The 10,943-nt window shown below is 67.5% G+C and carries 10 protein-coding genes and 2 pseudogenes; 4 read left to right on the plus strand and 8 right to left on the minus strand.

Annotated elements, in window-relative coordinates:
* On the plus strand, positions 1 to 767 hold a 767-nt coding region (locus tag RI841_RS05505), incomplete at its 5' end, for a 2-dehydro-3-deoxygalactonokinase (protein WP_310704579.1).
* 20 nt (positions 768 to 787) lie between these two features.
* On the plus strand, positions 788 to 1,402 hold the full coding sequence (locus RI841_RS05510) for a 2-dehydro-3-deoxy-6-phosphogalactonate aldolase (RefSeq protein ID WP_310704580.1): 615 nt from the start codon (positions 788 to 790) through the stop codon (positions 1,400 to 1,402).
* A gap of 38 nt (positions 1,403 to 1,440) precedes the next feature.
* Here the strand turns inward: RI841_RS05510 and RI841_RS05515 are convergent.
* A pseudogene (locus RI841_RS05515) lies at positions 1,441 to 1,906 on the minus strand (GntR family transcriptional regulator); the annotation flags it as partial.
* Between the two features lie 99 nt (positions 1,907 to 2,005).
* Here RI841_RS05515 and RI841_RS05520 point away from each other — a divergent pair.
* Positions 2,006 to 2,629 carry a phosphoribosyltransferase family protein gene (locus RI841_RS05520; protein WP_310704581.1) on the plus strand — a complete coding sequence of 208 codons (624 nt, stop codon included), beginning with the start codon at positions 2,006 to 2,008 and terminating at the stop codon, positions 2,627 to 2,629.
* 103 nt (positions 2,630 to 2,732) lie between these two features.
* Here the strand turns inward: RI841_RS05520 and RI841_RS05525 are convergent, their stop codons facing one another.
* Both RI841_RS05525 and RI841_RS05530 read right to left on the minus strand, forming a co-directional pair.
* On the minus strand, positions 2,733 to 3,089 hold the full coding sequence (locus RI841_RS05525; RefSeq protein WP_310704582.1) for a phasin family protein: 357 nt from the start codon (positions 3,087 to 3,089) through the stop codon (positions 2,733 to 2,735).
* A gap of 198 nt (positions 3,090 to 3,287) precedes the next feature.
* Complete coding sequence (locus tag RI841_RS05530; RefSeq protein WP_310704583.1) at positions 3,288 to 3,995, minus strand: glutathione S-transferase N-terminal domain-containing protein; 708 nt, start codon at positions 3,993 to 3,995, stop codon at positions 3,288 to 3,290.
* Positions 3,996 to 4,087: 92 nt separating this feature from the next.
* On the opposite strand from RI841_RS05530, the pseudogene RI841_RS05535 reads away from it, so the two are divergent.
* Positions 4,088 to 4,291 (plus strand): annotated as a pseudogene (locus RI841_RS05535) (L-lactate permease); the annotation flags it as partial.
* 133 nt (positions 4,292 to 4,424) lie between these two features.
* Here RI841_RS05535 and RI841_RS05540 read toward each other — a convergent pair.
* From RI841_RS05540 to RI841_RS05560, 5 genes are all read right to left on the minus strand, one after another.
* The gene (locus RI841_RS05540) at positions 4,425 to 4,949 is read right to left on the minus strand and encodes a gamma carbonic anhydrase family protein (RefSeq protein ID WP_310704584.1); all 525 of its coding nucleotides are present in this window, start codon (positions 4,947 to 4,949) and stop codon (positions 4,425 to 4,427) included.
* 35 nt (positions 4,950 to 4,984) lie between these two features.
* Positions 4,985 to 5,998 carry a low-specificity L-threonine aldolase gene (ltaE, locus tag RI841_RS05545; protein ID WP_310704585.1) on the minus strand — a complete coding sequence of 338 codons (1,014 nt, stop codon included), beginning with the start codon at positions 5,996 to 5,998 and terminating at the stop codon, positions 4,985 to 4,987.
* 68 nt (positions 5,999 to 6,066) lie between these two features.
* Positions 6,067 to 9,072: an FAD-linked oxidase C-terminal domain-containing protein gene (locus RI841_RS05550; RefSeq protein ID WP_310704586.1), complete on the minus strand. Its 3,006-nt coding sequence runs from the start codon at positions 9,070 to 9,072 to the stop codon at positions 6,067 to 6,069.
* A 36-nt stretch (positions 9,073 to 9,108) separates the two neighbouring features.
* Positions 9,109 to 10,317 (minus strand): aminotransferase class V-fold PLP-dependent enzyme, encoded by a 1,209-nt coding sequence (locus tag RI841_RS05555; RefSeq protein WP_310704587.1) that lies wholly within the window; start codon positions 10,315 to 10,317, stop codon positions 9,109 to 9,111.
* Positions 10,318 to 10,379: 62 nt separating this feature from the next.
* Positions 10,380 to 10,943, minus strand: a 564-nt coding sequence (locus RI841_RS05560; protein ID WP_310704588.1) for a CoA transferase, incomplete at its 5' end; no start/stop codon positions are given.

Raw genomic sequence — 10,943 nt, forward strand, 5'->3', positions numbered from 1 at the left:
TCTGCGGCATGGCCGGCGCCCGCCAGGGCTGGCGGGAGGCCGCCTACCTGCCGGTGCCGACGCGGCTGGATGGCCTGGCCCGGGGCGCGGTCATGCCCGCCCTCGCGGATCCGCGCCTGGAGGTCGCGCTGCTGCCGGGACTCTGTCAGCACCCCGATGGGACCGACCGCCGATTCGATGTGATGCGCGGCGAGGAGACACAACTCGCCGGCCTGGTCGCCCGGGAGCCCGAAGCCACGGGGACCGTCTGCCTACCCGGCACCCATGCCAAGTGGGCCCGCCTCGAGGCCGGCGCGATTACGCGCTTCGCCACCTTCCTCACTGGCGAGCTCTACCAATGGCTCGCCGGCCAGTCGGTACTCCGGCACTCCCTGAATCACGGGCCGGGCGAGGACGACCTGGCCGAGCCCGGTTGCCGCGAGGCCTTCGTGGCAGCGGTGGAGGAGATGGCCGCCGCCCCCGAGACCTTCTCCACCCGGCTGTTTGGCCTGCGCGCCCAGGACCTGCTGGACAGTGGCCTGCCGCCAGGCAAGGGGCGAGGCGGACGACTGGCGGCTCGCCTCTCGGGCCTGGTGATCGGCCTGGAGCTGGCCGGCGCCCGGGCGGCGCTGGCCGATGGCGAGACCATCACCCTCGTCGGTGCCGAGCCACTCTGCACCCGCTATGGCCTGGCCCTCGAAGCGCTGGGCATCGGCTGCCGTAGCGTTGACGGCGAGTCCGCCACTCTGGCTGGCCTCGGGCTGGCCCACAAATCCCACGCCCCCTGACGCGAATGGAGCCCTGACCCATGTCCCTTCCCCTGATCGGCATCCTGCGCGGCATCTCCCCCACCAATGTCGTCGAGGTCGGCGAAGCCTTACTCGCCGCCGGCATCGAGCGCATCGAGGTGCCACTCAACTCCCCCGAGCCGATGGAGAGCCTTCGCCGCCTCGCGGAGGCCCTGGGCGACCGGGCCCTGATCGGTGCCGGCACCGTGCTGACCCCGGCCCAGGTACGCGACGTCTTCGCCGCCGGCGGACGCCTGGTCGTCTCCCCCAACTGCCGGACCACGGTGATCGAGGAGAGCCGGCGGCTAGGCATGGAAAGCTGGCCCGGGGTGGTCACCCCCTCCGAGGCCTTCGATGCCCTGGATGCCGGCGCCACCGGGCTGAAGCTGTTCCCGGCGGTACAGATCGGCATCGAGGGCATGAAGGCCATGCGTGTCGTCCTGCCCCCGGGCACCCTGCTTTACGCGGTGGGGGGCATCGGCGTTGACAACTTTGCCGACTGGCGGGCCGGCGGCATCGACGGCGCTGGCCTGGGCAGCGCGCTCTACACCCCCGGCCTCACCGCTGCCGAGGTCGGTGAACGGGCCAGTTCGCTGGTCGCGGCCTGGCACGCGGCCGATGGAAACGACTCATGAGCGGCGCCACGGCCAGGATGGCAGGACTGGCCTGAGTCTCAGTCGGAGAAGATTTGGTGAAGGTCCGGCGCCTCCGCCTCCTCCTCGACGATGGAGAGCGAGGCCTCGATGGCCTTGAGGTGGCGGCTCATGAAGGCCTTGACACAGTCCCCGTGGCCATCCTCCAGGTAGCCGATCAGGTCGTCGTGATCGTGGGACTCACAGCCTAGATGGCCGAGGTTGCCATAGACCGCAAGGATCAGCGAGGAGCGCGAACAGAGCCGCTCGACGAAGTCGAGCCAGGGTGGCATTGCCAGAAATACGCGCCAGGCGGGCATGAAAGTCCGCCGACAGCCGGATCGCCGCGCTCTGTTCGCCGGAGTTGAGCGCCTGGCGCTCGCGCCGGGCCATGTCGCGAAGCTCGCGCTGATCGTCGTCGGTGATGCGCCGAACGACCTCCGGCATCAGGCCGCACTCGACCATCTGGCGGGCGTCGAAGACGTCCTTGGCCTCATCGGCCGGAGGAAATCCCCTGCCATGATCGATGCCTACGCTGGGAGAACGTTTCGTACAGAACCGTGCAGGCCTACACTCAAGTGAGACTTATCAGCAAGGAGCTCTATCATGTTTCGCGATCGCCTCGATGCCGCCGAGCAGCTCGCTAGCCGACTCTCTCACCTGAAGGGGCACGCCCCCCTGATCCTGGCCATCCCCCGGGGTGCGGTACCCATGGGGCGGCTGATCGCCGATGCCCTGGAAGGCGACCTGGACGTAGTGCTGGTGCGCAAGATAGGAGCGCCGGGCAATCCCGAATATGCCATCGGCGCGGTCAGCGAGGATGGCAGTGTGGCGCTGGAGGAGACGGCACAGCACTACCGCGAGGAAGCGGTGAGCCGCGAGACGCAGAAGCAGCGAGAACTGCTCGAGGAACGACGCCGGCGCTATACGCCGGTACGGGCCCCGATCGACCCGGAGGGGCGCATCGTGGTGGTGGTGGACGACGGCAGCGCGACCGGAGCCACTATGGCGGCGGCCTTGGCCACTCTGAAATCCCGTGGCCCCAAGACGCTGATCGCCGCCATGGGAGCGGCACCGCCCGATACCGTGGCTCGGCTCGAGCCCCTCGCCGACGAAGTGGTCTGCCTGGAGACCTCCTGGGACTTCCGGGCCGTAGGGCAGTTCTTCGCCGACTTCGGGCAGGTGGAAGACGAGGAGGTCATTGCGCTGCTGGACAGCGAGCACGGCTGAACGGCGAAGCAGGCCCGCAAAAAAGAACACGGGCGCCACCCGCAGTGACGACCCGTGAATGTCGGCCGAAGCCGACGCTTGCCATGCTCAATAATCTGAGGCCTTACTTGGCTGCCGTGGTAGCGGCCTTGACCCCGTCCTCGGCGAGCTCCTGGCTCTTCTGGACGTACTCCTGGCTCAGGCTCATGATCTTCTCGACGTCGCCGCGCAGGCGCTCGCCCATGTCCTGGCTGGCCTTCTGCTGGGACTCCACGACCGACTTCAGGCTGTCGGGATCACGGATGTCCAGCCAACCGCGGGCCTGGGCCAGACCCATGTCGGCCAGGGCGCGCACCGCATCGAACTGGGCAGCGACCAGCTTCTCGGTGTAGTCGAGGTTGAGGGCGCCGAGATTGCGCGCGGGTGCCACGAACATGGACTCGAACTGTTCGGTGGCCTGTTGGGGGGTCGCCTTGCTCATGAAAATCCTCCATCTGTGGTGGGACACCGGGACCTGACGCCCCGTGCTGCATTGCAACATAGCAGGCCTTTTTGTGCGACGCAACATATTGGTCCTGCGCGTCGCCGTCAGCCATGAACCACGACGCCCGGCCGGAGCCGGGCGTCGCAGGCACAGACGAGACCGCGTCATTCAGCGGTCACCTTCGAGCCTTTTGCCTCAGCGATAGGCCCCCTCTACATCGGTGATGCGCAGGGCCTTGCGCCCCAGGCCGCCGTGCTGATCGAGCATGCGCTCGAGCCAGGCATGGACCGGATCGGCGTTGGAGAGCAGATCGGCGCTGGAGACACAGCGCGCCCACATGAAGCTGCCGAAAACCAGGTAGTCGGCGCCGGCCGGGGCCTCGCCGTCGAGGTAGTCGGCGTCCTTGAGCCGCCCCCGCAACGGCTCCAGGGCGGCATCCAGCTGGACCAGCCCCTTGGCCGGGGAGTGGAACTCCTCAAGGGTCCGACCGAAACGCTTTTCTCGGCTCTCGCGGAAGTAGGCCCGGTCATCGGGGTGGATGGCGTTGAGCAGGTCCATGATGATGGTGCGCATCATCGCCGGAGCCAGGGCGCGCTCGGCATAGTGCTTGAAGAAGTTCCCACGCGCCTCGGCCAGCCCCTCGCCCAGGAGCGGCGCCTCGGGATAGGTGCGATCCAGGTAGCGCAGGATCTCGTAGCTGTCGGTAACCACCTCGTCACCGTCGACCAGCACCGGCACCTTGTCATGGTTGGCGAAGGCCAGGGTTTCCTTCTCGGAGAAGCGCCAGGGCCGAGTTTCCACCTCCAGCCCCTTGTGGGCCAGAGCGTAGCGTACGCGCCAGCAGTAGGGTGAGAAGCGCAGCTCCTCATCGATGCCGCAGAGATCGTAGAGCACCCGTGTCATGCCGCCTCCTGGTATCCATTCATGGGTCTGTCCCGATAGTGCCAGTCTTTGCCGACCCCCGCCAACGCCGTCCCGGGCGGGTCGCTATGCCAGCAGTCTTCGCCATCTTCGCCGGCATTTCCTTCGTGGTGCCCTGCATGCTGGCCGGCGTGCTGCTGGGGTCAGAGTTCCCGTCGATGATCGGTGAGATGTTCGGCCTGGCCATCGTCTTGCCGGCGGCCCGTCGCGGCTTCCTGATCCCCAAGGACACTTGGGACGTCCCGGAATCCAGCGCCTGGCCGGACGCATGGATCGGCAAGCCGATGTTCTCCGAGTTCCCGTTCAACGTCGCCCAGCAGCTCGGGGTCTCGACTGCCATGATGGTGGCGCTGCAGGCCGTGGGGGCTGTGCCGTTCCCGGCCCACCATCCCGCCCGTCAGGTCAAAGGGATCAGCCGATGCGCTTGAGCTGCGCCGCGTGACGCCGGCCGCGCTCCACATAGCCCTCGGCATTATTCCTCAAACCCTCGATAGCCTCGGCAGAGAGCTCGCGTACCACCCTGGCCGGTGCCCCGACGATCAACGAGTTGTCGGGGAAGCTATCCCCCTCCTTGACCACCGCCCCGGCGGCCACCAGGCAGTTCCTGCCGATCACCGCCCCGTTGAGGATCACCGCCTGAATCCCGACCAGGCTGCCGTCACCGATGGTGCAGCCATGCAACATGGCCTGGTGCCCCACCGTCACGCCCTGACCGACCGTCATGGGGTAGCCGGGGTCGGCGTGGAGCACCGCCCCGTCCTGGATATTGCTGCCCTCGCCGACCTCGAGGTGGTCGGTGTCGCCCCTCAGCACCGCCTGGTACCAGACACTGGCATTACGCTTCAGGGTGACCCGACCGATCACGTCGGCCGTCTCGGCCACGTAGACGTCGTCACCGATCGCGGGGCGGTCATCGCCATATTGATAGATCGCCATGGAAAGGGGTCTCCTTTGTATGATGAAAGGCCCGCTCAGTCCCCCAACCGGGCCACAGAACTCCGGAAGGCGGCCAGGATGCGGGGGATATCGTCGTCGCTGACGTCCAGGTGAAGGACCAGGCGGGTGGTCGCGTCCACTGCCACCTGGACCCCTCGGGCCGCCAGTTGCGCCTCCAGTGCCCTGCCGTCGGCCTCGGACACCGCCAGGAATACCATGTTGGTGTCGCATGCCTGCACCGAGATCCCGTCGATGTCAGCCAGCCCCTCGGCCAACTGCCGGGCATGGACGTGATCCTCGGCCAGCCGCTCGACGTGATGTTCCAGGGCATGGTGACACCCCGCCGCCAGGATGCCGACCTGACGCATGCCGCCGCCCAGGGTCTTGCGCCAGCGACGCGCCTTGGCGAGGAAGGCCTCATCGCCCACCAGTACCGAGCCGACCGGGGCCCCCAGCCCCTTGGAGAAACACAGCGACACGGAATCGAAGCCCTGGCACAGCGCCGCCAGGGGCCGTGCGCTGGCCACCGCAGCGTTGAACAAGCGAGCGCCATCCAGGTGGGTGGCCAGGCCATGAACGCGTGCCAGGGCGGTGGCGCGCGCCACATAGTCCTCGCACAGCACCCGGCCGCGGAAGGTGTTCTCCAGGGCCAGCAGCCGCGTCCGTGCATGGTGGATGTCCTCCCCCTTGATCGCGGCCTGTACCTTGTCCAGGGACAGGGTGCCATCGGGGTCATGCTCGATGGGCTGCGCCTGGATGCCGCCGAGGGCCGCTGCACCGCCGCCCTCGTCGCGATAGATATGCGCGAGCTGACCGGCGATGAACGCGTCGCCGCGCTGGCAGTGCGTCAGCAGGGCCGCCAGGTTGCTCTGGGTGCCCGAGGGAAAGAAGAGCCCGGCGGCCTTGCCCGCCCGCTCGGCCACCGCAGCCTCGAGGGCAACGACGGTGGGATCGTCGCCCCAGACGTCGTCGCCGACCTCGGCCCGCGCCATGGCCTCGCGCATGGCCGGCGTGGGCCGCGTCACGGTATCGCTGCGTAGATCGATCATGGTGTCTCGTTCAGGTGTCGGAGAAGAAAGCCGACGGGCCCGGATGCAGGGCGCCATCGGCAGCGTGCTCAGGCCAGCGCCCGCTCGAGGAGCCGGGCCACATGAATGGCCTCACGGCCGCTGCCATCCTGGATCTGGTGGCGGCAGCTGGTGCCGTCGGCCACCAGCACGGCATCGGTAGCTGCCTCGCGGATGGCCGGCAGCAGCGACAGCTCGGCCATCTTCATCGAGGCGTCATAGTGCTCCGCCTCGTAGCCGAAGCTGCCCGCCATGCCGCAGCAGGAGGACTCGATGGTCTCGACCTCGAGGCCGGGGATCCAGGAGAGCACCTGCTCGACCGGACGCAGCGCATCGAAGGCCTTCTGGTGGCAGTGACCATGCAGCATTGCCCGCGGGTGATCCACCGGCTTGAGGTCGAGCGGTAACTCGCCCGACTCATGAGCCTTGACCAGGAACTCCTCGAACAGGAAGGCCGCTCGGGACAGGGCCTCGGCCTCCTTGCCGAAACCATACTGCAGGAACTCGTCGCGCAGGGTCAGCAGGCAGGAGGGCTCGAGCCCGACGATCGCCACGCCCCGCCTGACATGGGGCATCAGGTGGTCCAGGGTACGACGCGCTTCCAGCCGCGCCTTGTCGAACTGCCCGGAGGAAAGGTAGGTGCGTCCGCAGCACAGCGGCCGCTCGCCTTGCTTGACGTTGAGGTGCACCCGATAGCCGGCGGCTTCCAGCACCCGCTTGGCCGCACGGGCATTCTCGCCCTCCAGGTAGTTGTTGAAGGTATCCACGAACAGCAGCACCTCCCGCGGGGCCTGGACCACCTCACCCTGCGATTCGGCGAGGAAGTTGCCGCGAAAGCGCGGGAAGTCGCGCTGTGCCGCAAGCCCCATGGCCGCCTTGACCCGGCGCGAGAGGAACGGCACGCGCTCCACGGCACCCAGCAGGTCGGAGAACCGGCTGGCCCAGGGGGCATAGCGAGGCATCTCGCCGACCATGCGATCTCGCCATGACAGCCCCCTGGCCTTCGCCCGGGCGGTACGCGCCTCGATCTTGAACTTGGCCATGTCGACGCCAGTGGGACAGTCGCGCTTGCAGCCCTTGCAGGAGACGCAGAGGTCGAGCGCCTCCTTGACGTCGTCGCTGGCCAGCCCCGCGTCACCGAGCTGGCCGGAGAGCACCAGGCGCAGGGTGTTGGCGCGCCCGCGAGTGAGGTGCTGTTCGTCGCGGGTGATGCGGTAGCTCGGGCACATGGTGCCGGCATCGAACTTGCGGCAGTGGCCGTTGTTGTTGCACATCTCCACCGCCATGGCCAGGCCATGGGTGGGGTCGCCGGCGCTGCCGGGCTCGCCCTGCTCGCCGGAGAGCGGGTCGCGGGTGACGTTCCAGGGAGACCAGTCGAACACCGGCGTCACCGGGATCGTCCGGTAGGTGGAGGCAAAGCGGAAGTAGCGCTCGTCATCCATCCGCGGGGTGTCGACGATCTTGCCCGGATTGAGCAGGTTCTCGGGGTCGAAGAGCTGCTTGACCTCCTTGAAAGCGTCGTTGACGGTATTACCGAACTGCCAGGCGACCCACTCTCCGCGGCACAGGCCATCGCCATGCTCGCCGGAGTAGGCGCCCTTGTACTCGCGCACCAGGGCGGAGGCCTGCTCGGCGATCTCGCGCATCTTCTCGGCGCCGTCGCGGCGCATGTCGAGAATCGGCCGCACGTGCAGGGTTCCCACGCTGGCGTGGGCATACCAGGTACCCTCGGTGCCATGGTGATGGAACACCTCGGTCAGCCTGTCGGTGTACTCGGCCAGGTGCTCCAGCGGCACCGCGCAGTCCTCGATGAAGGAGACCGGCTTACCGTCCCCCTTCATGCTCATCATGATATTGAGCCCCGCCTTGCGAACGTTCCACAGCGCCTTCTGCTCGGCGGGCTCCCGCATGCCCACCACGCTGTCGGGAAGGCCCAGGTCGGCCATCAACTCGTTCAGGCGCTCGAGAGAGGCGATCTGGGCCTCTCGGTCCTCGCCGGCAAACTCCACCAGCAGCACGGCCTCGGGTCGGCCGATCAGGGCCTTCTCGATCACCGGGCGGAAGGCCGGGTTCTCCAGCGAGAGGTCGATCATGGTGCGATCGACCAGTTCCACCGCGGAAGGGTCGAGGGTGACGATGTGCTGGGTGAGGTCCATCGCCTGGTAGAAGGTGGGGAAGTTCACCACCCCGAGCACCTTGTGGTCGGGCAGGGGCGAGAGGCACAGGGTGATCCGCCGGCTCACGGCGAGGGTGCCTTCGGAGCCCACCAGCAGGTGGGCCAGGTTGACGCGCCCGTCCGGGTCATAGGGCTTGGGGTTCTGGCAGTCGAAGAGGTCCAGATTGTAGCCGCCGACGCGGCGCAGCACCTTGGGGAAATGCTCGCGGATCTCGGGGGCCACCCCGTCGGCGATGGCCTTCACCCGCTCGGCCAGCTCACGCACCCGCCCCGTGGCCGGGATCTGGTCGACGAATCCGAAGTGCCCTTCGCTGCCGTCGGCCAGCAACGCATCCACGCCCAGCACGTTGTGCACCATGTTGCCGTAGCGGATCGAACGTGAACCGCAGGAGTTGTTGCCGGCCATGCCACCCAGGGTGCATTGGGCGCTGGTGGAGACGTCCACCGGGTACCAGAGGCCATGGGGCTTGAGCCAGGCGTTGAGGTGGTCGAGCACGATCCCGGGCTCGACCACCACGGTGCGCGCCTCGGGGTCGAACTCGACGATCTCGTCGAGCCAGCGGGTGCTGTCGATCACCAGTGCCTCGCCCACCGTCTGGCCACACTGGCTGGTACCGGCGCCACGCGCCAGTACCGGCACCCCGGCATCCCGGGCGATGTCCAGCGCCAGCGCAAGGTCCTGCTGGTGGCGGGGAATCGCCACGCCCACCGGCGTGACCTGGTAGATCGAGGCATCCGTCGAGTAGCGGCCCCGCGAGGCGTCATCGAACAGCACCTCGCCCTCGAGCTCGCGTGACAGCCGGGCCGCCAGGCCGGTGACCGGCTTGATCCGGGCATCAGGGGCCCTGCCGGCCCGGGAATTGTCCTTCAGGGACGTCATGGGGTCTTCCTCCACCATGCGTGGCACTGCCGATGGTCAGTGGGCGGCCTCGAGGGGGTGGCCGGCAAAGTAGTCCAAGGCGGCCGTCACGCCGCTGGACTTGAGGGGCACGCCCGCCAGTTTCAGGCCCGCCTCGCAGCCACCGAGGGTGGCGATCAGGGTCAGATCGTTGCAGTCACCCAGGTGCCCGATACGGAACATCCGACCCTTGGCCTTGCCAAGCCCCGTGCCCAGCGACAGGTCGAAGCGCTCGTAGATGATCTTGCGTACCGCGTCGGCGTCGGTGCCCTCGGGCATCACGACCCCGGTGAGCACCGGGGAGTAGACGGCCGGGTCCTGGCACTGGATCTCCAGCCCCCAGGCCTCCACCGCCGTGCGCACGCCGGCGGCCCAGCGCTGGTGGCGCGCCAACACGTGCTCCAGCCCCTCCTCGAGCAGCATGTCCAGCGACTCGTTGAGGCCGTAGAGCAGGTTGGTGCTGGGGGTATAGGGCCAATAGCCGTTCCGGTTGGCCTCGAGGATCTCGTCCCAGGCCCAGAAGCTCTTCGGCATGGCGTTGTGGCGGCTCGCCTCGATGGCCTTGTCGGAGACCGCGTTGAAGCTGATGCCGGGCGGCAGCATCAGCCCCTTCTGGGAGCCTGAGATGGTCACGTCCACTCCCCATTCGTCATGGCGATAGTCGGCACTGGCCAGCCCCGAGATGGTATCGACGAGCAGCAGCGCCGGGTGACCGGCGGCGTCGATGGCGCGACGCACCGCCGCGATGTTGCTGGTGACGCCGGTGGAGGTCTCATTGTGCACCACGCAGACCGCCTTGAGCTTGTGCCCGGTGTCTTCCCTCAAGCGCGCCTCGATCATGTCGGCCTGCACGCCGTGGCGCCAGCCCTCGTCGCCCGGCAAACCGATGAACTCGGGCGCCAGGCCCAGGCGGGTCGCCATCCTGTGCCACAGGGTGGCGAAGTGGCCAGTCTCGAACATCAGCACATCGTCGCCCGGCGAGAGGGTATTGGAAAGCGCCGCTTCCCAGGCGCCGGTGCCCGACGCCGGGTAGATGATCACCGGGTTTCGGGTCTTGAAGACCTGCTTCACCTTATCCAGTAGCTCGCGCCCCAGGGCGCCGAATTCCGGGCCCCGGTGATCGATGGTGGGCAGGCTCATGGCGCGCAGGATGCGATCCGGCACCGGCGAGGGACCGGGAATCTGCAGGAAGTGGCGACCGGAGGGATGGAAGTCGAGCTTCAGCATGAGGAAATCTCCGTGCATCTTATTCTTGAATAATGAATGCAGCATATGTCTAGAAAAGGCGCCTACTTGATGCAGCCCTCGGCCCTCAGGGTCTCGAGCTCCTCGGCAGACAGCCCCATGCCACCGAGCACTTCATCGGTGTGCTGAGCAAACAGAGGTGCCGGTTGGCGTATCTGCGACGGGGTTCGCGAGAACTTGCTGGGGAAGCCGATGGTCTTCATCCTGCCGATCTTCGGGTGGTCCATTTCCTGCACCATGCCGCGCGCCAGGTAGTGCTCGTCGCTCATCGCCTGGGCGAAGTCGTTGATCGGCCCGGCGGGCACCCCGGCCGCGTCGCAACGCGCGAGCCAGTCGTCGACGTCCCGGTCGGCCATGATCGACTCCAGCAGCGCCTCGAGTTCCTCGACATGCTGGCCACGGTCGTGGTTGGTCAGGAAGCGAGGATCTTCCATCAGCTCGGGACGTTCCAGAACATCACCGGCGAAGCGTTCCCAGGTGCGCTGGTTGGCGCAGCCGAGCATCAGGAAGCCGTCGCGAGCCTTGATTGCCTGGTAGGGCGCCGAGACCCGGTGCCGCCAGCCGGTGGGCTGCGGCAATCGATCAAGCAGTGGTTTTTGAAGGAGAGT

This window comes from Halomonas sp. (assembly GCF_031581305.1).
In the GTDB taxonomy this organism is placed as follows: Bacteria; Pseudomonadota; Gammaproteobacteria; order Pseudomonadales; family Halomonadaceae; genus Halomonas.